At 72.2% G+C, this 25,076-nt stretch carries 20 protein-coding genes; 6 read left to right on the top strand and 14 right to left on the bottom strand.

Features of this window, described 5'->3' with window-relative positions:
* Positions 1-29: 29 nt before the first annotated feature.
* Positions 30-2,645 carry a beta-glucosidase gene (locus tag ELQ40_RS18020; protein WP_240665860.1) on the bottom strand — a complete coding sequence of 872 codons (2,616 nt, stop codon included), beginning with the start codon at positions 2,643-2,645 and terminating at the stop codon, positions 30-32.
* A 192-nt stretch (positions 2,646-2,837) separates the two neighbouring features.
* Between ELQ40_RS18020 and ELQ40_RS18015 the strand changes: the two genes are divergently transcribed.
* The gene (locus ELQ40_RS18015; RefSeq protein ID WP_127794928.1) at positions 2,838-3,482 is read left to right on the top strand and encodes a TetR/AcrR family transcriptional regulator; all 645 of its coding nucleotides are present in this window, start codon (positions 2,838-2,840) and stop codon (positions 3,480-3,482) included.
* Positions 3,483-3,491: 9 nt separating this feature from the next.
* On the opposite strand, the gene ELQ40_RS18010 is transcribed toward ELQ40_RS18015, so the two are convergent.
* Positions 3,492-4,508, bottom strand: coding sequence for a LacI family DNA-binding transcriptional regulator (locus ELQ40_RS18010; protein WP_127794927.1), 1,017 nt, complete (start codon positions 4,506-4,508; stop codon positions 3,492-3,494).
* A 189-nt stretch (positions 4,509-4,697) separates the two neighbouring features.
* Between ELQ40_RS18010 and ELQ40_RS18005 the strand changes: the two genes are divergently transcribed.
* The 5 genes from ELQ40_RS18005 (at position 4,698) to ELQ40_RS17985 (ending at position 12,360) form a co-directional block, all read left to right on the top strand.
* A complete protein-coding gene (locus ELQ40_RS18005) occupies positions 4,698-5,981 on the top strand; it encodes an ABC transporter substrate-binding protein (protein ID WP_127794926.1) in 1,284 nt (427 codons plus the stop codon).
* 68 nt (positions 5,982-6,049) lie between these two features.
* A complete protein-coding gene (locus ELQ40_RS18000; RefSeq protein WP_240665859.1) occupies positions 6,050-7,069 on the top strand; it encodes a carbohydrate ABC transporter permease in 1,020 nt (339 codons plus the stop codon).
* Entirely contained in the window at positions 7,066-8,007 is a 942-nt protein-coding gene (locus tag ELQ40_RS17995) for a carbohydrate ABC transporter permease (RefSeq protein ID WP_127794925.1), read from the top strand. Before ELQ40_RS18000 ends, ELQ40_RS17995 begins: the two co-directional genes overlap by 4 nt.
* A complete protein-coding gene (locus ELQ40_RS17990) occupies positions 8,004-10,397 on the top strand; it encodes a glycoside hydrolase family 3 N-terminal domain-containing protein (protein ID WP_370296491.1) in 2,394 nt (797 codons plus the stop codon). Before ELQ40_RS17995 ends, ELQ40_RS17990 begins: the two co-directional genes overlap by 4 nt.
* 112 nt (positions 10,398-10,509) lie before the next feature.
* A complete protein-coding gene (locus ELQ40_RS17985) occupies positions 10,510-12,360 on the top strand; it encodes a hypothetical protein (RefSeq protein WP_127794924.1) in 1,851 nt (616 codons plus the stop codon).
* 117 nt (positions 12,361-12,477) lie between these two features.
* Here the strand turns inward: ELQ40_RS17985 and ELQ40_RS17980 are convergent, their stop codons facing one another.
* The 12 genes from ELQ40_RS17980 to ELQ40_RS17925 form a co-directional block, all read right to left on the bottom strand.
* The gene (locus ELQ40_RS17980; protein WP_127794923.1) at positions 12,478-13,863 is read right to left on the bottom strand and encodes an FAD-dependent oxidoreductase; all 1,386 of its coding nucleotides are present in this window, start codon (positions 13,861-13,863) and stop codon (positions 12,478-12,480) included.
* Positions 13,860-14,684 carry a uroporphyrinogen-III C-methyltransferase gene (cobA, locus tag ELQ40_RS17975; RefSeq protein ID WP_127794922.1) on the bottom strand — a complete coding sequence of 275 codons (825 nt, stop codon included), beginning with the start codon at positions 14,682-14,684 and terminating at the stop codon, positions 13,860-13,862. The genes ELQ40_RS17980 and cobA overlap by 4 nt, the downstream gene beginning before the upstream one ends.
* Entirely contained in the window at positions 14,681-15,619 is a 939-nt protein-coding gene (locus ELQ40_RS17970; RefSeq protein ID WP_127794921.1) for an ABC transporter permease, read from the bottom strand. The genes cobA and ELQ40_RS17970 overlap by 4 nt, the downstream gene beginning before the upstream one ends.
* The gene (locus tag ELQ40_RS17965) at positions 15,609-16,355 is read right to left on the bottom strand and encodes an ABC transporter ATP-binding protein (protein WP_127794920.1); all 747 of its coding nucleotides are present in this window, start codon (positions 16,353-16,355) and stop codon (positions 15,609-15,611) included. Before ELQ40_RS17965 ends, ELQ40_RS17970 begins: the two co-directional genes overlap by 11 nt.
* A gap of 8 nt (positions 16,356-16,363) precedes the next feature.
* Positions 16,364-17,449 (bottom strand): ABC transporter substrate-binding protein, encoded by a 1,086-nt coding sequence (locus tag ELQ40_RS17960; protein ID WP_370296488.1) that lies wholly within the window; start codon positions 17,447-17,449, stop codon positions 16,364-16,366.
* Between the two features lie 91 nt (positions 17,450-17,540).
* Entirely contained in the window at positions 17,541-18,839 is a 1,299-nt protein-coding gene (locus ELQ40_RS17955) for a sulfate adenylyltransferase subunit 1 (RefSeq protein ID WP_127794919.1), read from the bottom strand.
* Entirely contained in the window at positions 18,839-19,771 is a 933-nt protein-coding gene (gene cysD / locus ELQ40_RS17950) for a sulfate adenylyltransferase subunit CysD (RefSeq protein ID WP_127794918.1), read from the bottom strand. Before cysD ends, ELQ40_RS17955 begins: the two co-directional genes overlap by 1 nt.
* A complete protein-coding gene (locus ELQ40_RS17945) occupies positions 19,768-20,511 on the bottom strand; it encodes a phosphoadenylyl-sulfate reductase (protein WP_127794917.1) in 744 nt (247 codons plus the stop codon). Before ELQ40_RS17945 ends, cysD begins: the two co-directional genes overlap by 4 nt.
* Positions 20,508-22,250 carry a nitrite/sulfite reductase gene (locus ELQ40_RS17940; protein WP_127794916.1) on the bottom strand — a complete coding sequence of 581 codons (1,743 nt, stop codon included), beginning with the start codon at positions 22,248-22,250 and terminating at the stop codon, positions 20,508-20,510. The genes ELQ40_RS17945 and ELQ40_RS17940 overlap by 4 nt, the downstream gene beginning before the upstream one ends.
* 95 nt (positions 22,251-22,345) lie before the next feature.
* Entirely contained in the window at positions 22,346-23,092 is a 747-nt protein-coding gene (locus ELQ40_RS17935; protein WP_127794915.1) for a sirohydrochlorin chelatase, read from the bottom strand.
* Entirely contained in the window at positions 23,089-23,862 is a 774-nt protein-coding gene (locus ELQ40_RS17930; protein WP_127794914.1) for an IclR family transcriptional regulator, read from the bottom strand. Before ELQ40_RS17930 ends, ELQ40_RS17935 begins: the two co-directional genes overlap by 4 nt.
* Positions 23,859-25,043 carry an adenosylhomocysteinase gene (locus tag ELQ40_RS17925; RefSeq protein ID WP_127794913.1) on the bottom strand — a complete coding sequence of 395 codons (1,185 nt, stop codon included), beginning with the start codon at positions 25,041-25,043 and terminating at the stop codon, positions 23,859-23,861. Before ELQ40_RS17925 ends, ELQ40_RS17930 begins: the two co-directional genes overlap by 4 nt.
* Positions 25,044-25,076 lie beyond the last annotated feature (33 nt).

Here is a 25,076-nt window from a genome sequence, read left to right as displayed (position 1 = left end):
CTATTGTGAGGTGAGCAGGACGCTCGGTATTACAGGGGTGCCCGGTCATCCACCGTCACCGGAACTGCGAGGCGCAGGTCCCGGCTCGAGCGGCTGATCCGGAGCAGGTACTCTCCGTGCGGCAGGTGCCACGCGGAGCGGTCGACGTCCCACACCTCGAACGCGCGGCGCGCGATCTCGATGCGGACGGTGGTCTGGGCGCCGGCTGCGACGTCGGCGACGGCGAAGCCGGCGAGGACGCGGACGGGGCGGTCGGATGCCTCGGCGGAGGCATCCGATGCGGGCGGAGTCGCGGGCGGTTCGAGGTAGGCCTGCACGACCTCGCGGCCGTCGCGGTCGCCGACGTTGGCGATGGTCACGTTCGCCACGACGTGGGCGGATGCCCCGTCGCCGGGTTCGATCTCGACCGAGCGGTACTCCCACGCGGTGTACCCGAGGCCGAACCCGAACTCTCGCGCCGGGGTCCGGCCGAGGCGGTCCCAGCCGCGGTGCCCGACGTGCACGCCCTCGGCGTAGTCGATGTACCCGGCGACCGGGGTTCCGTTCGGCACGGGCACGTCGGCCTCGTCGGCGGGCAGGGTCCACGGCAGGCGGCCGCTCGGTTCGATCTCGCCGGTCAGCACGGCGGCCAGCGACGAGCCGGCCTCCTGGCCGGGCAGCCACCACCAGAGCGCGGCGGGCACCTCGTCGAGCCAGGGGAGGATGACGGGCGCGCCGGCGTTGACGACGACGACCGTCGCGGGATTGGCGGCGCCGACCCGGCGGACCAGCTCGTCCTGCCGGCCGGGCAGTGCGAGGTCGGGGCGGTCCCAGCCCTCGGACTCCGTCTCGGGGTTGGTGCCGACCACGACGACCGCGAGGTCGGCCGAGGCCGCTGCCGCGACGGCGGCATCGATCTCCTCGTCGAGCGTCGGCCCGGGGACGCGGTGCCGGAAGTGCAGCCGCACGAACCGCCCATAGGACTCGCCGTCGACGACCTGCAGGTCGGCCTCGACGCGCACCGAGCGGGGGGCGTCGACCTCGACGTCGACCTCGACGTGGGGAGGGTTCGAGTAGCTGGAGTCGAGGATCACCTCGGCGCCGACGACGTGGTCGGAGGCGCTGCGCTCGACGCCGTCGACCGCGATGCGGTGCGCGCCGACGGGCCCGAGGTCGAGCACGTGACGACCGGACGCCTCGAGCACGAGGTCGACCGTGAGCCGGACGGATGCCGTCTCGCCGCGCACGACGGGGAACCACAGGCTCTCGGCGTCGGGCAGGGTCAGCGAGCCGAGGAGCGCGCCGTCGGCGTCGAGTTCGTCGATGCGGATGCCGGGCTCGCCGTCGGGCGCGCGCAGCACCGCCGAGTCGACGAGCGGTGCCTTCAGTGTCGTCGCGCCGCCGCGGTGGACGTCGACCTGCGCGTGCGGGTACGCGGCGCGCAGCGCGGTGAGCGGGTCGGACACGTGCGGCGGGGTGACGAACGCGCTGCCGCCGCCCTGCGTGAACGGGTGCACGGCGTTGTGGCCGATGAGCGCGATGCGCTTCGGACCGCCGTTCGCCGCGGGGTCGACGGGCAGGAGCCCGCCGTCGTTGCGCAGCACCACGGTCGAGCGCGCTGCGGCCTCGCGCAGGAGCGCGACGGTCTCGGCGCTCGCCGGGTCCTCGGTCGCGCCGTGCGCGTCGTAGGGCTCGACGGTGCCGGGGAGTCCGCTCAGGGCGCCGACGCGTTGGGCGAGGCGCAGGATCCGCTCGACCTTCTCGTCGATCGTCGCCTCGGAGACCTCGCCGGCGCGCACGGCGGCGACGAGGGCGTCGCCCCACGGACCGCCGGGGCCGGGCATCACGAGGTCGAGGCCGGCGTTCGCCGACTCCGCCGTGTGCTTGGTCGCGAGCCAGTCGCTGACGACGACGCCGTCGAACCCCCATTCGCCCTTGAGGATGCCCTCGAGCAGCGGTCCGTGCGCGGTCGCGGTCTGCTCGACGCCGTCTCGGGCGAGGCCGTTGTAGGCGGCCATGATCGTCCAGACGCCGGCTTCGACGACGGCCTCGAACGGTGCGAGGTAGACCTCGCGGAGCGTCCGCTCGTCGATGCGCGAGAGGTACTCGGTGCGGTCCGTCTCGGTCTCGTTGCCGACGAAGTGCTTGACGGAGGTGCCGATGCCGCCGGCCTGGATCGCGTCGACGAACGCGACCGCGAGGCGGGCGGTGAGCAGCGGGTCCTCCGAGAGGCACTCGAAGTGCCGGCCGCCGACCGGGCTGCGCTGGAGGTTGACGACGGGGGCGAGGATCACGTCGATGCCCTTGCGGCGAGCCTCGGCGGCCATGAGCGCGCCGAGTTCGGCCTGGAGGCGAACGTCCCAGGTGGCGGCGGTGGCGCTCGGTGCCGGCAGCTGCGCGGAGGCGAGGCCGTCCTCGCCGGTGCCGCGGACGCCGATCGGTCCGTCGGAGACGGTCATGGCGCGCAGCCCGACCTGCGGGAGCTCGGTGATGGTCCAGGCGGAGGCGCCGGTGAGCAGGCGGACCTTGTCGTCGAGACCGAGCATGGCGGTGAGGGCGGCCGGGTCCGTACCCGGGGTGGTCGCTTCGCCTGCGGCTGCGGCTCCTGTTGCAGGGCCGGCGCCGGGGGCGAGGGTCTCGCCGGGGGCGGTGGTCGTCGAGCTCACGGCACTCCATTTCGGTCTCGTCGTTGAGGTGACGGCATCATGGTGGCACACTTACTGACATGTAAGTAAGTCCGTATGGTCACGAATCGATAACGCGGAAGGTTCGCGTCATCCGCCCTCGGCGTGGAATGCTGCACTCGACGTGCGGACGCCGCCCGAGGCATCCGTGACGTGTGCGAAGGGAACCGGGAATTGGCAGACACCACGCAGGTCGGGGCGCGCAGCAAGCCGGCGGCCGACCGCGTACAGCGCCCCCAGGCGCGCACGCTCGAGCGCCGCGAGGCGGTGCTGAAGGCCGCGATGAAGGTCTTCGGCGCGCACGGGTACCACAAGGGCGCCCTCGTCGAGATCGCCGAGGAGGCGGGCATGACGCACGCCGGCGTGCTGCACCACTTCGGCTCGAAGGAGGGCCTGCTCGTCGCGATGCTCCAGTACCGCGACGGCGAGGAGGCCGCGGGCGTCCCCGCACGCGCGCAGACCGAGGGCCCGGCGTTCCTCCAGCACCTCGTCGACACCGTCGAGGAGAACACCACCCGCCGAGGCATCGTGCAGGCGTACACCGTGCTCTCGGGCGAGTCCGTGGCCGACGGCCACCCCGCCCACGACTACTTCCACGAACGCACGCACGTCCTCCGCGCGAAGATCGCCGGCGTCTTCGGCGAGGTCACCGGATCGACCGACGGGCAGGCGCTCACCGACGCGGCGTCCACGCTCATCGCGGTGATGGACGGCCTGCAGCTCCAGTGGCTGCTCGAACCCGAGGCGGTCGAGATGCCGAGGCTCGTCGGCACGGTCATCGACGAGCTGATCGAGCGGCTGTCGGCGCCGGCGCCCTAGGCCCGGCCGCTACCCGAGCCCGGGACGGTTCGGCCTCGGTGCGGCGGTCGACTCGCGCACGATGAGGGTCGTCGCGAGCTCCACGCGCCCCGGCACCTCGGCGGCGTCGGGGTCGCCGAGCTCGAGCACCATCCGCATCGCCTCACGCGCCATGTCGGCGAGCGGCTGCCGCACCGTCGTGAGCCGGGGTGCGACCCACTCGCACAGGTCGACGTCGTCGAACCCGACGACCGACAGGTCGCCGGGGATCGACAGGCCGGCCTCGCGGGCCGCGAGGTAGACCCCGTGGGCCTGGTGGTCGCTGCCGGCGAAGATCGCGGTGGGGCGGTCGTCCGAGGCGAACAGCCGTTCGGCGCCGGCGACCCCGCCCGAGACGCGGAAGTCGCCGTAGACGACCAGCTCCGGGTCGAACTCGACGCCGGCACGGGCGAGCGCGGCGCGGTAGCCGTCGAGCCGATCGCGCGAGCACGCGAGCGCCTCGGGGCCGGTGACGATGCCGATGCGGCGGTGGCCGAGCTCGAGCAGGTGCTCGGTGGCCGAGAGCCCGCCCGCCCAGTTCGTCGCAGCCACGATCGGCGCCTGCGAGTCCGCGCCGCCGTGCGAGTCGATCAGCACGATCGGGGTGTTGAGGCGGGCGAGCTCGGCCTCGGCGCCCGGATGCAGCTCGGAGACGACGAGCACGATGCCGTCGGACTTCCGGGCGGAGAGCTGACGGATCCAGTGCCGGTTGGCCGCGCGTCGACCGTGCGTCGACGTGATCACGAGTCCGACCCCTGAACGCGCCGCCTCGGCTTCGGCGCCGATGATGAGCTGGTGCGCCCACGTGGTCGAGAGGTCGGCGATGACGAAGTCGACCAGGCCGATCCGGCGGGTGCCGCCGCGGCGCGTGTAGCCGTGTTCGTCGAGCAGTCCGGCGACCCGCTCCCGGGTGCCGGCCGAGACGCCGGGGCGGCCGTTCAACACCTTCGAGACGGTCGGCACGGAGACGTCGGCCATCTCGGCGATCTCGGCGATCGTGACTCGCATGCGGCTTCCGTTCGTCTCGCCTGCTAGAAAGTTTCGTTCGGGGTTTCTCGACCTTGCCCGCAGGCATTGAGCGGGAATCCCCGGCAGGCTTACCGTACTTGACGAGCCGACGACGCGAAAGTATCTCTGACATTTCGCGACACCCGCGTCGGTCGTCACAGCACCCGATACATCTCAAGGGAGAGAGACATGACTTCACGACGCCTCGCGGTCGTCGGCCTCGCGGTCGCCGCCACCGTCGGACTCCTCGCCGGATGCTCCCCGTCCGGCGGCGACGCATCCGGCTCGGCCGACGGCGAACTGCCCAGCGGGCAGACGCTCACGGTCTGGACGTTCGGCGCCACCGGCCTGGAGGACTCCATGGAGGCCTGGGCCGACGAGACCGGCAACACCGTCGAGATCAAGACGAGCGAGTTCGACCCGCATCACGAGCAGCTGCTCACCGCCCTGGCATCCGGCTCGGTGCCCGACGTCGCACTCGTCGAGACCGGGTACAGCTCGCTGTTCAAGCCCAGCGCCCCCTACTTCGTGGACCTCCGCGACTACGGCGCCGACGACGACCTGCAGGGCGATTTCCTCGACTGGCGATGGGAGCAGGGCGTCGGCCCCGACGGCCAGGTCTTCGGCCTGCCCACCGACGTCGGCGGCCTCGCGCTCGCCTATCGCACCGACCTCTTCGAGGCCGCGGGCCTGCCGAGCGACAGCGCCGGCGTCGAGGGACTCTGGTCGAGCTGGGAGGACTTCGTCACGGTCGGCGAGCAGTACAAGGCCGCGACCGGCAAGCCGTTCCTCGACGACGCCGGCCTGTTCTTCCAGACGGTGTACAACCAGGGCGAGGAGAAGTTCTACGCCGACGAGGACACGCTGGTCTACGACAGCAACCCCCAGGTGCAGGAGGCCTGGGACCTCGCCACCAGCGCGAAGGACATCTCGGCCAACCTCGCCGCCTTCAGCCCCGAGTGGAACACCGCGATGGCGAACGGCGACTACGCCGTGCAGCTCGCCCCGGCGTGGATGATGAACTACATCCAGGGCCAGGCGCCCGACACGACCGGGAAGTGGAACGTCGTCACCCTGCCCGAGGGCGGCGGCAACTGGGGCGGGTCGCAGATGACCATCCCCAAGGCCGCGAAGAACCCCGAGCTCGCGTACGACATGTTGACGACCATCCTGAGCCCCGAGAACCAGCTCGAGGTCTTCCAGGAGTTCGGCAACTTCCCGTCGACGCCCGAGCTGTTCACCGACGAGGCGCTCACCGGGTTCACGAGCGAGTTCTTCTCCGGCGCCCCGGTCGGCCAGATCTACTCCGACAGCGTGCTCGCCCTGAAGCCGGTCTACGAGGGGCCGAAGGAGCGCGCGATCCTGCGCGAGTTCGGCCTGGGCATCGACCGTGTCGAGAGCGGCGAGGAGACGCCCGACGAGGCGTGGGACTCGACGATGGCCGCCATCGAGCTCGAGCTGTCCTCCAAGTAGCACCACCCTGCGGGGCCGGCGCGATCCCCCAGCGCGCCGGCCCCGCCCCGTCACCGACCGGAGGCACCGTGGCCACCATCGCCGATCCCCGGCAGCGCACCAAGCGCCGCATCCCGATCGTCCCCTACCTGTACATCGCCCCGTTCTTCATCGTCTTCGGCCTGTTCGGGCTGTTCCCGCTCGCCTACACGGCGTTCATCTCGCTGTTCGAGTGGAACCCCATCGGCGAGAAGACCTTCATCGGGCTCGATAACTACGCGTTCCTCGTCGCCGACCCGCGGTTCTGGAACGCGGCGGGCAACACGCTGAGCATCTGGTTCCTCTCGACCGTGCCGCAGCTGGCATTCGCGCTGGTGCTCGCGGCGGTGCTCAACCAGGCGCTCCTGCGGTTCAAGACCGGATTCCGCATGGCGGTGCTCGTGCCGAACATCACCTCGGTGCTCGCCGTCGGCATCGTGTTCACGCAGCTGTTCGGCCGCGACTACGGCATGGTCAACACCGTCATCGAGTTCTTCGGCGGCGATCGCATCGACTGGGTCCGTGAGACGTTCGCCGGGCAGGTCGCGATCTCGACGATGATCATGTGGCGCTGGACCGGCTACAACGCGCTCATCTACCTCGCGGCGATGCAGTCCATCCCCCGGTCGCTGTACGAGAGCGCGGAGATCGACGGCGCCGGCCGCATCCGCCAGTTCTTCTCGGTCACGATCCCCCAGGTGCGCCCGACCATCATCTTCACCGCCATCGTGTCGACCATCGGCGGCCTGCAGGTCTTCGCCGAGCCGCTGATCTTCGGCGGCCAGGGCGGCGTCACGGGCGGCCAGTCCCGCCAGTACCAGACGCTCGCGCTGTTCCTCTACGAGCAGGGCTTCCGCAACCTCGACTTCGGCTACGGCTCGGCGATCGCGTGGGCGTTGTTCCTCATCATCGTCGTGCTGACCGTCGTGAACCTCGGGCTCTCGAGCCGGATCGCGTCCGAGGACGCGCGGCCGGCCCCGCTCCGCGGCATCCGATCGCGTCGCGGCCCCATCGAGCGCCGCAGCACCGCCGAGCGCCGCAGCACCACCAGGAAGGAGGTCGCCCGATGACGACCACGAGCCTCGCGGAGACCGTCTCCCGGGACATCCCCTCCGCCCTCGCCGCCGCCGACGGCGACGGAGGCCGGCCCCATCGCGCGTCACGCGCCCGCCGGCGTCGCGGCGCCCCCGGCCGCGTCGGCTGGTTCACCTACCTCGTGCTCGGGGTGACGACGGTCTGCTCGCTGTTCCCGCTCTACTGGATGTTCGTCGTCGCGTCGAACGACTCGTCGAGCGTGAACCGGGTGCCGCCCGTGCTGGTGCCGGGCGACCAGTTCTTCGCCAACGCGGCCCAGGTGTTCGAGGCCGTGCCCTTCGGGCTGAACCTCTGGAACAGCTTCATCGTCTCGGCCGCCATCGCGATCGGCCAGGTGCTGCTGTCGGCCCTCGCCGGGTTCGCCTTCGCGAAGCTCCGGTTCCCCGGACGCAACGCGTTGCTCGTGCTCGTCGTCGGCACCATGACGGTGCCGCTGCAGCTCGCCGTCGTCCCGCAGTTCATGATCGTCACCCAGCTCGGCTGGGTGAACGACCTGAAGGCCCTCATCGTGCCGGGCCTGGTCACCGCGTTCGGGGTGTTCTGGATGCGCCAGGCCATCGACAACTCCCTGCCCGACGAGCTCGTCGACGCCGCCCGCATCGACGGCGCCGGCAGCTTCCGCACCTTCTGGTCGATCGCGCTGCCGTCGATCCGCCCCGCGGCGAGCGTCCTCGGGCTGTTCGCGTTCATGGCGGCGTGGAACGACTTCTTCTGGCCGCTGATCGTGCTGAACACCCCGGGCGCCTTCACCGTGCAGGTCGCGCTCCGGCAGCTCCAGTCGCAGGCCTACGTCACCGACTACGGCGTGCAGATGGCCGGCACGGTGCTCGCGACCATCCCGCTGCTCCTCATCTTCGTCCTCCTCGGCAAGCAGATCGTCGGGGGAATCATGGAAGGCGCCCTCAAGTCGTGACGATCCACCCCACCGCACCGCACGCCGACCCCCGAGCCGCCCTCGGCGCGACGCCCGGGGCATCCGCTCCGTCCGCCCGCGTCGTCGAGCTGCTCGACCGGATGACCCTCGACGAGAAGCTCGCCCAGCTGGTCGGCTTCTGGGTCGACGAGGGCGGCGCCGTCGTGGCGCCGATGCAGGACGAGATGCCCGAGTCGGATGCCGCGCTCGAGGAGTTCGCCCGGAACGGCCTCGGTCACGTCACGCGCGCCTTCGGGACCAAGCCCGTCGACCCGGCCGAACGCGCCGAGTGGTTGCGGCGCTTCCAGCGGTACCTCGTGACGCAGACGCGCCTGGGCATCCCGGCCATCGCCCACGAGGAGATCCTGACCGGCCTGACGGCCTGGCAGGCGACCACGTATCCGGCGCCGCTCGCGTGGGGCGCCGCGTTCGATCCCGGCCTCGTCGAGGAGATGGGCCGTGCGATCGGCGAGTCGATGCGGTCGATCGGCGTGCACCAGGGCCTCGCGCCCGTGCTCGACGTGATCCGCGATCCGCGGTGGGGGCGCGTCGAGGAGTGCATCGCCGAGGACCCGTACACGGTCGGCGTGCTCGGCAGCGCGTTCGTCCGCGGCGTGCAGTCCGCAGGCGTCATCGCGACCCTCAAGCACTTCGTCGGCTACTCGGCATCGCGCGCCGGACGCAACCTCGCACCGGTGTCGGCCGGCCCTCGCGAGGTGGCCGACGTGTTGCTGCCGCCCTTCGAGATGGCGGTCCGCGACGCGGGCGCGCGCAGCGTCATGCACTCGTACGCCGAGATCGACGGGGTGCCCGTCGCCGCCGACCCGTCGCTGCTCACCGGCGTGCTGCGGGACCGCTGGGGCTTCGACGGCACGGTCGTCGCCGACTACTTCGGCGTCGCGTTCCTGCACACCCTGCACCAGGTCGGCGCCGACCTCGGCGAGGCGGCGGCGCTCGCGCTCGCCGCAGGCGTCGACGTCGAACTGCCGACCGGCGATGCGTACCTCGCACCGCTCGCCGAGCGCGTCCGCGACGGCCGGGTCGACGAGTCGATCGTCGATCGGGCGGTGTTGCGGGTGCTCGCGGAGAAGGAGGCGCTGGGACTGCTCGACGAGACGTTCGAGGCGCCGGTCGGCGCGGTCGGCGTCGGCACGGCGGCGCGCGGCACGGCGGCGCGCGGCACGGCAGCGGGCGGCACGGCGGCGGGCGGCATCGACCTCGACCGGCCCGAGCACCGGGCCATCGCACGGCGGCTGGCCGAGGAGTCCGTCGTGCTCCTCGCCAACGACGGCGTCCTGCCGCTGCGGCCCGGCGCCCGCCTCGCCGTGGTCGGCCCCAACGCCGACCGCGCGCAGGCGCTGTTCGGCTGCTACTCGTTCGTGAACCACGTGCTCGGCCACCACCCCGACCACGGGCTCGGCATCGAGGTGCCGACCGTGCTCGATGCGCTGCGCGCGAGCGGGGCGTCCGTCTCGTACGCCCGGGGGTGCGCGGTCGACGACGACGATCGCGACGGCTTCGACGAGGCCGCCGCGGTCGCCGAGGCATCCGACGTGGCCGTCGTCGTGGTGGGCGACCAGGCCGGGCTGTTCGGCCGCGGCACCGTCGGCGAGGGATGCGATCGCGACGACCTCGAACTGCCCGGCGTGCAGCGCGAACTCGTCGAGCGGATCCTCGCGACCGGCACGCCGGTCGTCCTGGTGCTCGTCACCGGTCGGCCGTACGTGCTCGACTGGGCGCTCGACCGGTGCGCCGCCGTGGTGCAGGCGTTCTTCCCGGGAGAGGAGGGCGGCCCCGCGATCGCCCGGGTGCTCGACGGCACGGTGAACCCGTCGGGTCGACTGCCGGTCACGCTTCCGCGGTCGGCGGGCGCCCAACCGTTCTCGTACCTGCACCCGACGCTCGGGGCGCCGACGAAGGTCACGAACGTGGACAACTCACCGGTCCTCCCGTTCGGCTTCGGCCTGTCGTTCACGTCGTTCGAGCGCACGATCGAATCCGCCGTCGCGGAGGTGCGCACCGACGGCTGGTTCGAGGTCGTCGTCTCGGTCGCGAACACCGGCGATCGGGCCGGCGCCGACGTCGTGCAGCTCTACGCCCGCGACGAGTACGCCTCGGTCACGCGCCCGCTCGCGCAACTGGTCGCCTTCGAGCGCGTCGAACTCGCGCCGGGCGAGTGCGCCACGGTCGCGTTCCGCGTGCCGACGACCCGCATCGCGTTCACGGATGCCTCGTACGACCGCGTGGTCGAACCGGGCGCGGTGACCCTGTTCACGGGTGCCTCGTGCATCGACCGGGCGAGCGTGGCCGGGGTGGAGCTCGTCGGCCCCGTGCACCGGATCGGCGTGGACGACGAGCGGATCTCCCGCGCCGTCGTCGCCCGGGGCTGATCCGGAACCTTCCCGTCGCGCCGGTTCCGGCTCGGCGCCACCCCGCCCGTCCGGTCCGGACGGGCTCACCCCGCCCGTCCCGTCCGGATCGGGCGAACCGTCAGGAGGAGCAATGCCGCTTCGTTCCACCATCGCCATCGGGGCGCTCGCCGCCCTCGCGCTCGTCGGGTCGGCCGCGGTCCCCGCGGCTGCGACGACCGTCGCCGCAGGCGCCGCCGCCCCGGGCATCGCCCCGTCCGGAATCGCCGTGTCCGGCGGCGACTCGTCCGACCGCCACGGCCCGCCCGGGCGCGACCCGCTCCGCGGTGCCGTGAACCTGCCCGCCGACGGCAAGGTCGACTTCATCCTCGGCCAGGACGGCGGCACGCTGCACGACTTCCACGAGCAGGCGATCGACGACGGCGCCTTCCCGCAGCCGGCCGGGGTGTCGCTGTTCGCGAGCATCAACGGCATCACGCCCCTGAACGGCCTGTGGAGCCCCGTCGACTACCGCGTCGGCCGGACCGACTTCGAGGAGGTCCTCTCGGAGCATCCCGGCAAGCTCACCATCGGCCTCGAACTCATCGACTACTCGCAGGACCTCGCGAGCGACGGCCGCAACCTCGGGCTCCGGGCGATCGCGGGCGACCCGTCGGTGGACCCCGCGGTGGTCGCCTGGTATCGCGGCTGGGTCGACGAGCTGATCCGGTACGCGGATGCCACGAAGCGCGAGGTGTTCCTCAAGGTCGGATACGAGTTCGACGGGCACTGGAACAACTACGAACCCGAGGCGTACAAGGCCGCGTTCCGGCACATCGCCGGGCGCATCGACGCACTGCGCGCGAAGCGCGTCGCGACCGTCTGGCAGACGGCTGCGTGGGGAGCGGCGATCCCCGACAAGGCCGTGGTCGGCGCCGACGCGTACGGGGCCGCCGACGCGGTGCTCGCCGGCGACGCGGAGGCGCACTGGAACCGCTGGTATCCGGGCGACGACGCCGTCGACTGGATGGGCGTCTCCCGGTTCGCCGCGGAATCCGCGACGGATCCCGGCCGACCGTGGTCGTGCGACCGCGGACCGGTCGGCGCACCCGACACGCTCATGGTGCCGTCGCAGCGGGTCGCCGAGTCGCTGCTCGACTTCGCCCGCGAGCACCGCAAGCCCGTGATCGTCGCCGAGGCGGCACCCCAGGGCTACGACCTCGGCGAGCACACCGTCTCGTGCGTGTTCGCGAACGGGTCGCCGGCGCCGTACGCGCAGCGCACCCCGGTCACGACCGACCAGGTGTGGGCGGAATGGTTCGCGCCGACGTTCGACTTCGTTCGCGCCAACCGCGACGTGGTGCGGTCCTTCACGTACATCAACACGGACTGGGACTCCCAGGGCAACTGGGCGTGCACGGGGCCCGGGGCGTGCAACGCCGGGTACTGGGGCGACAGCCGCCTGCAGGCGGATCCCGTGATCCTGGAGCGGGTCGCCGCGGAACTGCGCGATCGGGCGGTGTGGACGACCTCGCGCGAGCGTGCACGGGAATTCACCGCGCCCGACTTCTCGCAGGGGCGTGGCGTCTTCGAGGCCGAGTACGCCGAGGCCTCGACCTGGCAGGACTGCTGCGGACTCGGCGGTCTCCCGCAGGTCGCCGCCGCGGCATCCAACGGTCGCGAGGTCATGCTGATGAACTTCGGCGACGGCGGTTCGAGCGCGCCTGAGCTCCGGTTCGAGGACGTCGGCCCCGGCCGCGCCGTGACCGTCGAGCTGAACTCGTTGCGCGACGGATTCGAGCAGTCGGATGCCACGTTCAGCGTGCTCGTCGACGGTGTTGAGATCGCGACCCCGGTCGTCGTGCCGAAGCTGCCCGCGGGCGAGTACGCGACCGTGACGTTCGACGCCCGGCTCGGCGCGCGGTCGGACGTCACCGTTCGGCTGAACCCGAACACGGGCGGCAACCTCATCTGGGTCGATCGGCTCACCGTCGGTCGGCGGTGACGGCGCGCCCGGAGCCGGATTCAGGACGACGAAGGCTGGTCAGGACCGAATCGTCGATTCCGTCCTGACCAGCCTCCGAAAGCCTGAAACCGGGGAGGGTGCGAGCGTGAACCCGCGTCAGCCCGCGGTGACGGATGCCGCCCGCGAGAGCGAGACCTGCTCCTCGCGGGGCACGACCTTGACGCGCTCACGGGGGAACTCGTCGGTCTCGCCGAGCGAGCGCTCGTGCGCGTCGAGCGCGAGCCAGCCGTCCCACGTCGAGTACTCGACCTCGCGCTCGTCGAGGATCGCGAACACCGCCTCGCGGTCGGTGACGACCGGTGCGCGCAGGGCGCCCGACGAGGCATCCGCCACCAGGTGCTCGATGGTCTCCATCGCGTCGCTCTTGGTGTGGCCGATGAGGCCGACGGGGCCGCGCTTGATCCAGCCGGTCGCGTAGAGGCCCTGGAGCGGAGCGCCGTCCTCGCCGAGCACGCGGCCGCCCGCGTTCGTGATCACGCCGCGCGCCTCGTCGAAGGGCACGTCGACGATCGGCGACCCGAAGTAGCCGACCGCGCGGTACACGGCCTGCGCCGGGTACTCGCGGAAGTCGTCGGTCGCCCGCACCTCGCCCCACGCGCCGCCGGGCACCGGCTCGTTGCGCTGGAACCGCACGCCCTCGACGCGGTCGGTGCCGAGCACCTCGACCGGCGAGTGGTAGAAGTGCAGGTGCAGGCGGCGGGTCGCCCCGGTCGACTGGCGCGTGCGCCACGACTCGAGCGTGCGCAGCATGATCTTCACCTGGTTGTTCGGCGCCTGCGTGGCGTCGAGCGCGAGGAAGTCCTCGTCGGAGACGACGATGTCGACGTTCGGCACCTCGCCGAGCTCGCGCAGCTCGATCGGCGTGAACTTCACGTCGGCGGGTCCGCGGCGGCCGAAGACGTGCACGTCGGTGACCGGCGAGGCCTCGAGGCCTGCGTAGACATTGGCCGGCACGTCGGTCGAGCGCAGGTCGACCGGGTGCTTCGCGAGCACGCGGGCCACGTCGAGCGCGACGTTGCCGTTGCCGATGACCGCGATCTCCTTCGCCTCGAGCGGCCAGGTGCGCGGCACGTCGGGGTGCCCGTCGTACCAGCTGACGAAGTCGGCCGCGCCGTACGAACCGTGCAGGTCGATGCCGGGGATGTCGAGCGGGGCGTCGCGCACGGCGCCGGTCGCGAAGATCACCGCGTCGTAGTGCTCCTGCAGCTCGTCGACGGCGATGTCGCGGCCGACCTCGACGTTCGCGATCAGCCGGATCGTGCCCGCGTCGAGCATCTCGTGCAGCGAGTTGACGATGCCCTTGATGCGGGGGTGGTCGGGCGCCACGCCGTACCGGATCAGGCCGTACGGCGCGGGCAGCGACTCGTACAGGTCGATCGACACCTCGCCGCCCTCGGCGCGCACGGAGTTGTTCAGGATGTTCCCGGCGTAGATGCCGGCCGGGCCGGCGCCGATGATGGCGACGCGGAGGTTGAGGGTCACAGCTGGGTTGCCTTTCGTGTGCGAAGCGCTTCGGGCGCATAGGGGCTGAGGGTGACGACGTCGCCGACGACCACGACGGCGGGCGAGCGGATGCCCCGACGCGCGGCCTGCACCGCGATCGTCTCGAGCGTCCCGATCGTCACGCGCTGCCTCGGCCCGTATCCATCTTCGACGATCGCGACTGGGCATTCGCTGCCACGTTCGCCGCGGGCGAGGGTGATCGCGGAGTTCGCGAGCGTGCCGATGCCCATGAGGAGGACGACCGTGTGGTCGCGTCCGCCGCCGAGCTCGGCGATCTGGTCGTGCGCGGTCGCCACCGTGAACGCGGTCGCGAGACCCCGGTGGGTCAACGGGATGCCGGCGATCTGCGGGACCGAGATCGCGCTCGTGATGCCGGGCACGACCTCGCACGGCACGCCGGCGTCGCGGCACGCCTCGAGCTCCTCCCCGCCGCGGCCGAAGACGTACGGGTCGCCGCCCTTGAGTCGCACGACGCGCTTGCCGTCGCGGGCGAGCGAGACGAGCAGGGCGTTGATCGCGTCCTGCGGCACCGCGTGGTGGCCGGGCTGCTTGCCGACGTCGACGACCTCGGCGGCGAGCTCGACGCCCTCGGCCGCGAGCTGGTCGAGCACCTGGCGGGCGCCGAGCCGGTCGGCGACGATCACGTCGGCGGACTCGAGGGCGCGCAGGCCGCGGATGGTCAGCAGGCCGGCGTCGCCGGGGCCCGCGCCGACGAGCGCGACGCTGCCGAGCGCGACCGACCCGCTGCCGGTGCCCGGTGGTCGAGTAGGCGCCCCGGCGCCGTATCGAGACCCGCTCATCGCGCACCGTCCTGCAGCAGGCCGCGGCGGCGGAGCATCCGACGCTCGAGCGGGGCGAAGAAGACGAGTTCGATGAGGATGCCGATCGAGAGGATCACGAGGATCGTGGCGAGCACGCCGGCGAGGTCGGCGAGCTCGCGGCTCTGCTGCAGCATCGCACCGACGCCGAACCCGATCGCGCCGCCGGTGGCGATGATCTCGGCGGCCATGAGCGAGCGCCACGAGAACGCCCAGCCCTGCTTGAGTCCGGCGATGTAGCCGGGCAGCGCGGCCGGCAGCACGATGAGCAGCGGCAGGCGGACGCGACCGGCGCCGAGCACCGTGCCGACGCGGCGCAACTGCGGGGGCACCTGATCGATGCCCGCGATCAGGCCGTTCACGATCGAGGGGATCGCGCCCATGAGGATCACGAAGTAGACGGTGGCATCCGTCAGCCCGAACCAGATGATCGCGGCCGGGACCCAGGCGACCGACGGCAGCACCTGCAGGCCCGAGATGATCGGGCCGACCGCGCGGCGGATCGGCTTGACCTCGGCGAGGAGGAGCCCCAGCGGCGTGCCCACGGCGATCGCGATGAGGAATCCGAGGATGCCCCGCTCCAGGCTCGTGGCGACCGCCAGCTGCAGCCGGCCCGACTCCCAGGCGCTGCCGATGGCCGCGGCCACGTCGAGCGGGCCGGGGACGAGGTCGGGGCGGGGCTGCGCGATCACGATGTAGAGCTGCCACGCCGCGATGAGCGCGACGACGAAGACGATGGGCGGCAGCACGCTGGTCGTGAACCGGCGCCAGACGCCCACGCGGTGCCCGACGTCGGTCTGCAGGCGGTCCAGGCCGGCCTCCAGCGAGCGGAGGTCGTCATGGCTGCCGGCGAGCCGGGCGGGCTGAGCGGGAGCCGTGTCGAGCCCCGGATCGATGAGGAGGTCTTCACGCGGCATTTCGGCGGATCTCCTTCCGCAGTCGTTCGGTGATCTCGATCGAGAGGGCTGCGACCTCGGGCGATTCGATGCGGCGGCCCTCGGTCTCGGCGATCCGCCACTCGCCCGCGACACGGCCGGGGCGGCTCGACAGGAGGACGACGCGCTGCCCCAGCCGCGCTGCTTCGCGGACATTGTGTGTGACGAAGACGATGGTGCGGCCCGTCTGCCTCCAGACGCGCTCGAGCTCCTCGTGCAGGAGGTCGCGGGTGATCGCGTCGAGCGCGGCGAACGGCTCGTCCATGAGGAGGACGGGGCGGTCCTGCGCGAGCGCGCGGGCCAGCGCGACCCGCTGCCGCATGCCGCCCGAGAGCTCGTGCGGCCGCTTGTCGGCGGCGTCGGCGAGGTTGACGACGTCGAGCAGTTCGATCGCCTGCGCCCGCCGCTCGCGACGCCCCACCCCGCGGAGCTGGAGCGCGAGTTCGACGTTGCGGCTCGCCGTCAGCCACGGCATGAGCGCCGACTCCTGGAACATCACAGCCGAGCCGGCCTCGGGGGTCTCGATCGTGCCCGAGGTCGGCCGGTCGAGTCCCGCGATGAGGTTGAGCAGGGTCGACTTGCCGCACCCCGACGCCCCGAGCAGGCACACGAACTCGCCGGGTGCGATGTCGAGGTTCACGTCGTCGAGCACGACGGGGCCGGTGCCGAAGCGCTTGCCCACGTGCTCGATCCGGATCGTCGGGGTGCGGCTGGTCATGTCGGCTCCTACTCCTCGCCGAGGCCCGCGGCGGTGACCGGTTCGGCGCCGGCCTCCTCGAGCAGGCCGTTGAGCAGACGCAGGTCGAAGAGGCCCTCGATCGAGCCGTCCTTCTGCGTGCCCGCCTCGAGGCCGTTGGCCACGAGCGTTTCGAACGCGCCGGCGACCGGGTCGACCGAGAACGTGACGTGCTCGAGGGCCCGCGTGATCACGGCGTCGACGAGGGGCTTGCCGGTCTGCTCCTCGATCGCGGCGTTGATCGTGGCCGGCGCCTCGTCGGCGTTCTCCTCGATCCACTCCACGGCGGCGATGTGGCCCTGGAGCAGTGCCTCGACGGTCTCGGGGTGCTCCTTCAGGAAGTCCTGGCGGACCAGCAGCACGGTCGTCGGGAACGCACCGTCCTCCCAGAGGTCGGCCTCGTCGACCAGCACGCTCGCACCGGCCTCCTCGACCAGACGCGAGACCCACGGCTCGGGCAGCCAGGCGCCGTCGATCTGCCCCTGCTGGAACAGCGTCAGCGTCTGCGCGTTCTCGATCGGCGTGATCTGCACGTCGCCGCCGCCCTGCACATCGGTCTCGTAGCCCTCGTCGGCGAGCCAGCTGCGCAGCGCGACATCCTGCGTGTTGCCGAGCTGCGGCGTCGCGATCGTGGTGCCCTCGAGGTCGTCGACCGATTCGATGCCCTCGCGCACGACGAGCGCGGCGCCGCCGGTGGCGGCGCCCGCCACGATGTTGGCGGACTCGCCGCCCGACTGGATGAACGTGTTGATCGACGGGTTCGGCCCGATGTAGGTCGCGTCGATCGCGCCTGCCGAGAGCGCCTCGATGGCGGCCGGCCCGGCGTTGAACACCTGGGTCGTGATCTCGGTGTCGCCGAGCGCGTCGGCGAACAGGCCCTCTTCGAGGCCGACGAGCGCGGGCGCGTGCGTGACGTTCGCGAAGTAGCCCAGGCGCAGCTCCTCGGCGGGCGACGTCTTCGCCTCGCCGGAGCCCGCTTCCGCCTGGGCACCTCCCGTCGCGCATCCGGCCAGCATCATGGCGGCGGCTCCAAGTGCGGTGATGGTCAGGACGGTCTTGCTGGCCTTGTGGTTCACGGTGTCGCCTCCTCTGATGCGGTTCGGATGATGGGTGGTGCGGGTGGTGCGGGTGGTGCGGGTGGTGCGCCCGTTGCGTGAGGCGGATGCCTCAGGCGTGGGTGATCCCGGCGGCGAGCGTGGCGCCGTCCGCGGGGTTGATGACGAGGAACGACCCGGCGGACCGGTTCGCCTCGTACGGCTCGAGCGGCAGGTCGGCCGCGAGTCGCAGCGTCACCCGGCCGATGTCGTTGACTTCGAGCACGGTGGCCGGCTCGTGGGCGAGGGTGTCGAGGTCGCGGCGGCTCGACACCTCGGAGACGAGGGCCTGCACGACCTGGGTGCCGTGCTTGACGAGCACGCGCGATCCGCCCGTGAGCGGTCGGGCGTCGAGCTGGAAGAGTTCGGCGTCGATCTCGCGGCTCGGGGCGGGCAGCGATCCGGCGCCGCCGATGACCGCACCGCGCGCGGCGTCCACGTCGTCGGCGAGCCGGAGCGTCACCGACTGCGGCGCGACGGCCTCCTCGGCGGGTGCGCCGGCGATGTCGATGCCTGCGACGGTGGTCTCGATCCCCGACGGGAACACCGAGACGCGGTCGCCGACCCTGATGCGTCCACTGGCCACGCGGCCCGCGAATCCGCGGTAGTCGCGCAGCGACTCGGATGCCTCGGCGTCGGCCGCGAGGTCGGGCGCGAGCCCGCCCTGGGGGCGGATGACCAACTGCACCGGCAGCCGGAACTCGTCGTACTCCGTCTCGAGTTCGTCGTGCGCGGGCAGAGACTCCAGCAGTTCGAGCAGCGCCGGGCCGTCGTACCAGGGTGTGTTGGCCGAACGGTCGACGACGTTGTCGCCCTCGAGCGCCGAGACCGGCAGCACGTGCACCTCGCCGAGCCCGAGTTCGGCGGCGACGCGCCGCACCTCGGCGTCGACCGCGGCGTACGCGGCCTCGTCGTAGCCGAGCAGGTCGATCTTGTTGACCGCGATGATGACGTGCGGCACGCGCAGGAGCGCGACCACCGCGAGGTGACGCCGGGTCTGCTCGAGCACGCCGTTGCGACCGTCGATGAGCACGACCACGGCGTCGGCCGTCGTCGCGCCCGTGACCATGTTGCGCGTGTACTGCACGTGCCCCGGGCAGTCGGCGAGGATGAAGCTCCGCGCGCCCGTCGAGAAGTAGCGGTAGGCGACGTCGATCGTGATGCCCTGCTCCCGCTCGGCCCGCAGGCCGTCGGTGAGCAGCGCGAAGTCGAACCCTGTGCCTTGGCCGAAGCCGCGCTCGACCGAGGTGCGCGCGACCTGCTCGAGCTGGTCGGCGAGGATCGCCTTCGAGTCGTGCAGCAGGCGGCCGACCAGGGTCGACTTGCCGTCGTCGACCGAACCCGCGGTCGCGAAGCGGAACAGCGTGCTCATCAGAAGTACCCGTCCTTCTTGCGGTCCTCCATGGCGGCCTCGGAGAGGCGGTCGTCGGCGCGGGTGGCACCGCGCTCGGTCACCGTGGTGCGGGCGACCTCGCGCACGACGGCCGCGACCTCCGTGGCATCCGACTCGACGGCGCCGGTGCAGCTCATGTCGCCGACGGTGCGGTAGCGCACCAGCCGGCGTTCGACCTGCTCGCCGGGCTCGGGCAGCGAGACGTCGCCGACCGCGCGACACATGCCGTCGCGCCGGAACACCTCGCGCTCGTGCGCGTAGTAGAGCGGCGGAAGCGCGATGCCCTCGCGCTCGATGTAGCGCCAGACGTCGAGCTCGGTCCAGTTCGAGATCGGGAACGCGCGGACGTGCTGGCCCGGCGTGTGCCGGCCGTTGTACAGGCTCCACAGCTCGGGCCGCTGGTTGCGCGGGTCCCACTGCCCGAACTCGTCGCGCAGCGAGATGATGCGCTCCTTCGCGCGGGCCTTGTCCTCGTCGCGGCGGGCGCCGCCGAACACGGCGTCGTGCTTTCCGGCCGCGATCGCGTCGAGCAGGGGCAGCGTCTGGAGCGGGTTGCGGGTGCCGTCGGCGCGCTCGTGCAGGCGGCCGTCGTCGATGTAGTCCTGCACCGACGCGACCTCGAGGCGGATGCCGAGGCGTTCGACGGTCTCGTCGCGGAACGCGATCACCTCGGGGAAGTTGTGGCCGGTGTCGACGTGCAGCACGGGGAACGGCACGCGGCCCGGCCGGAAGGCCTTCGTCGCGAGGTGCAGTACGACCACCGAGTCCTTGCCGCCCGAGAACAGCAGGACGGGCCGCTCGAACTCGGCGACGACCTCGCGGATGATGTGGATCGCCTCGGCCTCGAGGAGGTCGAGCGTGTCGAGCCCGGTCGCCGTGGTCACGGCGCCGTCGAGCAGCGTGTGCGTCATAGGTGCAACCCGCATTCCGTCTTGGAGAGCCCGGCCCAGCGGCCGGATCGGGGGTCTTCGCCGGGGGCGACCCGCTTCGTGCACGGCTCGCACCCGATCGACGGGTAGCCCTGCGAGAGCAGGTCGTTCACCGGCACGCCGAAGGCTGCCGAGTGGTCGATGAGGTCGTCGAAGCGCCAGGCCGCGAGCGGGTTGACCTTCACGAGCCCGTTGCGGTCGTCCCAGGTGACCAGCGGCGTGTTCGTGCGCGTCGGTGCCTCGTCGCGGCGGACGCCGGTGAACCACACCTCGTAGCCCGACAGCGCGTCCTGCAGGGGTGCGACCTTGCGGCGTGCGCAGCACAGGTTCGGGTCGCGCGAGAACAGTTCCGCGCCGAACTCGGCGTCCTGCTCGGCGACGGTCTGGTCGGGGAGCACGTCGACGATGCGCACGTCGAGCGCGTCGGCGACGAGCTCGCGGGTCTCGTACGTCTTCGCGAAGTGGTATCCGGTGTCGAGGAAGAGCACGTCGACACCCGGCAGCGACTGGGCGACCACGTGCGGCAGCACCGCATCCGCCATCGAGCAGGCGACGGCCGCGGCATCCGACGAGAAGTTGCGCTCGACCCAGGCGACGACCTCGTAGGCGGATGCCTCGCCGTCGGCGAGCGAGCGAAGCTCGGCCTCGCCGCGTTCGGCGATCTCGCGGAGCTCGTCGGCCGGGCGCTTGACGGCGGTGCGGGGGGCGAGGCTGACCGTCATTGCAAGGCCTCCTCGTCGGCCCGGTGCGCCCACTGGGCGAACGTCTCGTCGGCCGCGGCGTCGCGCTCGTCGATGAAGCGTCGGACGACGCGCTCGGCGTAGTCCGCGATGCCGTCGGCGGCGACCTTGAGGCCGCGCACGGTGCGGCCGAGGCCGGCCTCGTCGCGGTCCTTGGACGCGAGCCCGCCGCCGAGGTGCACCTGGTAGCCCGGCACCTGCTCGCCGTCGATGGTGACGAGCTGGCCCTTGAGCCCGATGTCGGCGGTCTGGATGCGCGCGCAGGAGTTGGGGCATCCGTTGACGTGCAGCGAGATCGGGTGCGGCAGCTCCGCCTCGAGGTCGGCGAGGCGCTCCTCGAGCTCGAGCACCGCCTGCGTGGCGTAGCCCTTCGTCTCGACGATCGCGAGCTTGCAGAACTCGATGCCGGTGCACGCGATCGTGCCGCGGCGGATGAGGCTCGGGCGAGACTGGAGGCCCAGTTCGTCGAGCGCCGCGATGAGCGACTCGACGCGCTCCTCGGGGATGTCGAGGACGACGAGCTTCTGGTGCGGCGTGGTGCGCAGGCGGGTCGAGCCGTGCGCCTCGATCACGTCGGCGAGCTTCGCGAGGGTCGGCCCCGAGACGCGGCCGACGATCGGCGTGACGCCGACGTAGAACCGGCCGTCCTTCTGCCGGTGCACGCCGACGTGGTCGCCGGGGGTCGAGGGCGTCGGCGCCGACGGGCCGTCGGGCAGCGGCGAGTCGAGGTACTCGGTCTCGAGGACCTCGCGGAACTTCTCGGGCCCCCACTCGGCGAGCAGGAACTTCAGGCGCGCGCGGTTGCGCAGCCGGCGGAACCCGTAGTCGCGGAAGATCTGGGCGACGCCGTGCCAGGCCTCGGCGACCCGGTCGGGTGCGACCCACACGCCGAGGCGCTCGGCCAGGCGCGGCGCGACCGACAGGCCGCCGCCGACCCACAGGTCGTAGCCCACCCCCAGCGTCGGGTGCTCGACCGCGACGAAGGCGACGTCGTTGATCTCGTGCACGACGTCCTGGCTGGGGTGCCCGGTGATCGCGGACTTGAACTTGCGCGGCAGGTTCGCGAGCGACTCGTCGCCGATGAAGCGGCTCGTGATCTCGTCGATCGCGGGGGTCGGGTCGATCAGCTCGTCGGCGGCGATGCCAGCGACGGGGGAGCCGAGCACGACGCGCGGCACGTCGCCGCACGCCTCGGTGGTCTCGAGTCCGACGCCCTCGAGCCGGCGCCAGATCTCGGGCACGTCCTCGACGCGGATCCAGTGCAGCTGCACGTTCTGCCGGTCGGTGAGGTCGGCGGTGTCGCGCCCGAACTCGGTCGAGATGCCGGCGATGACGCGCAGCTGCTCGGTCGTGAGCTGCCCGCCGTCGATGCGGACCCGGAGCATGAAGTACTCGTCCTCGAGTTCGTGCGGCTCGAGGGTCGCGGTGCGGCCGCCGTCGATGCCGGGCTTGCGCTGCGTGTACAGGCCCCACCAGCGGAAGCGGCCGTGCAGGTCGGTCGGATCGATCGAGGCGAAGCCGCCCGCGGCGTACGTCTGCTCGATGCGCTCGCGCACCGACAGTCCGCCGTCCTGCTGCTTCCACTCCTCGTTCGCGTTGAGCGGTTCGGTGCCGTCGACCTTCCACTGCCCGTTGGGCTTCGAGGACGGCCGCGGCGCGCGCACGCGTCCTTCGGGCCGGGCGGATGCCCCGGGCCGCGCGGTCGTCTCGCTGATCGTCATGCCCCGAAGCTAGGCGAGGTGTGCCGGGGCGTCATCCCGGCCCCGACGCAGGCCGACACGTCGGGTCACACGGTGTCACACAGGGGAGATCTTCGTCACAGTGTTGACGCGACGGGTGCGTCGAGGCACTGCAGGTAGCGGTCCACGACGAGGTCGACGAGCTCGGGCGCCGGGTCGTCGGCGTCGAGCAGCGGCTTCGTGATGAGGTCGCCGCCGCCCTTCGCGGCGAGGTCCTGGAAGTACCCGGGCGCCAGCAGATAGCTCGAGACGACGACCCGCCTGGCGCCTGCGCCGCCGTAGCCGCGCGCGGCCGCGACGGCGTCGTGGAGGCGCGGCTCTGCCGCGGCGAGGAACCCGGTGACGACCGGGCGGCCGAGCTGTTCGGCCAGCATCGACGCCTCGCGGCGGCAGTCGTCGTTCGCGCGGTCGTCGCTCGAACCGGCGACGGCGAGCACCAGTGCATCGGTGGCGTGCGGGCCGTTCACGTCCGCGCCCAGCGCGTCGAGCTCGCCGATGCGGCGCGCGAGCACTCGGGCGAGCCTCGGGTCGGGGCCCAACGCCCCGGCGAGCTGGACGCCCGGGAGCCCGGCCGTCGACTCGGTGAGGTCGACGTGCACGTGGTAGCCCGCCGAGAGCAGCAGCGGTACGACGATGACGGGCATGCCGGCCGGCAGCGCCGCGAGAGACGCCTCGACGTCGGGTTGCTGCACGTCGACGTGCCCGAGCCGCACGGTCACGTCGGGCAGTCGCTCCGCGACCGCGTCGACCAGCCGGCGCACCGCATCCTGCCCGGCCAGCGACGCGGTGCCGTGCGAGATCGCGAGGAGCGCGGGGGTCGTCATGCCCCTATTGTGCCCGCGCCGCCGCCCAGGCGGCGCCCGATCTCCGTGGCGGTCTCCCGCGCCGCGGCCACGACCTCGTCCAGGGCGACGGCGCTGTACGACGTGGCGACGTACGGCACGGTGAGCGCCGCGACCGTGCGACCGGTACGGTCGGCGACGGCCACCGCGACATCCGTCACGCCGGCCTGCACCGCGTCGGGGCGGGCGAGCCAGCCCTCGGCGAGCTGCGCGCGCTCGGCGTCGTCGAGGCCCAGGCCGGCGAGCACGGCGCCGGTCGCCGAGGCGTCGAGCGGGAAGCGGGCGCCGACGCGCACGTGGTAGCCGAAGTCCGCGGGCGACTCGGCCTGCGCGACGACGCGGACCTCGCCCGCGTCGTCGACGCCGAGGTTGCACGACTGCCGCACCCGGTCGGCGAGTGCGCGCATCGGCCCGGACGCGAGCCGCACGAGCCCGCGCAGCGGCGGGTGCCGGTGCGCCAGGTCGAAGAGGGCCATGCTCAGGAGGTATCCGCCCGACCCGGCTTCGCGGGTGAGGTATCCGCGGCGCTCGAGCGTGGCGAGCACTCGGTAGATCTGGCTGACGCTGCGACCGACGCGCTGCGCGATCTCGGTCTGCGTCATCGCCTCGGGCGCCTCGGCGAGCAGTTCGAGGATGTCGAGGGCCTTGTCGAGGGCGGGCGCCGCGTATTCGGCGGCAGAGGCTGCAGCGGCGGTGGCCGGGGGGCGGGCCGGAACCCCGTCGGTCCGCGAGCGCCCGGATCCGGACGTCACCGGTCGGCGCCCAGCGCGCGGACGAAGCGGCGGGCGATCTCCCGCTCGAGGTCGTCGGGCACGGGCTGCGCGCCCGGCGCGAGGGTCTCGGGTGCGGTCGCGACGCGTTCGAGCGACAGGGTCTGCAGCAGGAACCCGAGGTCCATCGCCTCCAGCGAGTTGCCCTTCGGTCCGGGACCGGCGAGGTTGACCATGCGCCCGCCGGCGAGCAGCACGACGTGGCGACCGTCGGGGAGGTCGACCCGCTCGATCGCGGCGTCGACCTCGGTGACGGCCGTCGAGCGCGCGACGAGGGACGCCACGTCGATCTCCCACGGGAAGTGCCCGGCGTTCGCCAGGACCGCGCCGTCCGGCATCCGATCGACGATCTCGTCGGTGATGATGCCCGGCCGCCCCGTCGCCGTGATGAAGATCTCGCCCCACTCGGCGAGGTCGCGCAGCTCGGCGACGCGGTATCCGTCGAGGGCCGCCTCGAACGCCTTGAGCTCGTCGATCTCGGCGACGGCGACGCGGCCGCCGAAGGCGCGCAGGTACTGGGCGATGCCCCGCCCGCACCAGCCGTAGCCCGCGACGACGAACCGGCGGCCGGGGATCATCAGGTTGGTGATGCGCATGAGGCTCTCGACGACGGACTGGCCGACGCCGTGGCGGTTCTCGCCGATCGCCTTCAGCAGGCTGTCGTTGATGACGATCGTCGGGAACGGCACCCGACCGGCCAGCTCGTCGCGAAGCCGGATGCCGCCGCTCGTGGTCTCCTCGGTGCCGCCGCGGACGGATGCCGCCAAGCCCGTTTCCACGACGCGCGCCGCGAGGTCGGCGCCGTTGTCGAGGAGGAGGTCGGGCCTGGAGTCGCCGACGGCGGCCACGTTGGCGGCGTGCTGGTCGAGCGAGTCGTCACGTGAACCGAGCACCCGCATGCCGAGCCGGCGCAGGTGCGCGACCACGTCGTCCTGCGTCGAGCCGTGGTTGCCGGTCGCGACGATCTCGGCGCCGCCCGCCTCGAGGGTCTCCAGCAGCACGGCCGTCTTGGGCTCGAGGTGCAGCGACATGCCGATCCGCAGCCCGTCGAACGGGCGCCGCTGCGCGAACTCCGGACGCACCTCGGCGAGGAGCGGCATCCTCGAGCGGATCCATCGGATGCGCGCCGCACCCTGGTCTGCGAGTCCGTCGTGCTGGTCCATCTCGCCCACTTTCATATATGAACGCGTGTTTCA

Source organism: Agromyces sp. LHK192 (assembly GCF_004006235.1).
Lineage (GTDB): Bacteria > Actinomycetota > Actinomycetes > Actinomycetales > Microbacteriaceae > Agromyces.
This window is presented reverse-complemented; position numbering and strand designations above follow the sequence as displayed.

Coding starts and splice junctions, on each gene's coding strand:
- ELQ40_RS18010 (WP_127794927.1), bottom strand. CDS start 4,508: ATGCGAGTCACGATCGCCGAGATCGCCGAGATGGCCGACGTCTCCGTG.
- ELQ40_RS18005 (WP_127794926.1), top strand. CDS start 4,698: ATGACTTCACGACGCCTCGCGGTCGTCGGCCTCGCGGTCGCCGCCACC.
- ELQ40_RS17995 (WP_127794925.1), top strand. CDS start 7,066: ATGACGACCACGAGCCTCGCGGAGACCGTCTCCCGGGACATCCCCTCC.
- ELQ40_RS17985 (WP_127794924.1), top strand. CDS start 10,510: ATGCCGCTTCGTTCCACCATCGCCATCGGGGCGCTCGCCGCCCTCGCG.
- cobA (WP_127794922.1), bottom strand. CDS start 14,684: ATGAGCGGGTCTCGATACGGCGCCGGGGCGCCTACTCGACCACCGGGC.
- ELQ40_RS17970 (WP_127794921.1), bottom strand. CDS start 15,619: ATGCCGCGTGAAGACCTCCTCATCGATCCGGGGCTCGACACGGCTCCC.
- ELQ40_RS17965 (WP_127794920.1), bottom strand. CDS start 16,355: ATGACCAGCCGCACCCCGACGATCCGGATCGAGCACGTGGGCAAGCGC.
- ELQ40_RS17955 (WP_127794919.1), bottom strand. CDS start 18,839: ATGAGCACGCTGTTCCGCTTCGCGACCGCGGGTTCGGTCGACGACGGC.
- cysD (WP_127794918.1), bottom strand. CDS start 19,771: ATGACGCACACGCTGCTCGACGGCGCCGTGACCACGGCGACCGGGCTC.
- ELQ40_RS17945 (WP_127794917.1), bottom strand. CDS start 20,511: ATGACGGTCAGCCTCGCCCCCCGCACCGCCGTCAAGCGCCCGGCCGAC.
- ELQ40_RS17940 (WP_127794916.1), bottom strand. CDS start 22,250: ATGACGATCAGCGAGACGACCGCGCGGCCCGGGGCATCCGCCCGGCCC.
- ELQ40_RS17935 (WP_127794915.1), bottom strand. CDS start 23,092: ATGACGACCCCCGCGCTCCTCGCGATCTCGCACGGCACCGCGTCGCTG.
- ELQ40_RS17925 (WP_127794913.1), bottom strand. CDS start 25,043: ATGGACCAGCACGACGGACTCGCAGACCAGGGTGCGGCGCGCATCCGA.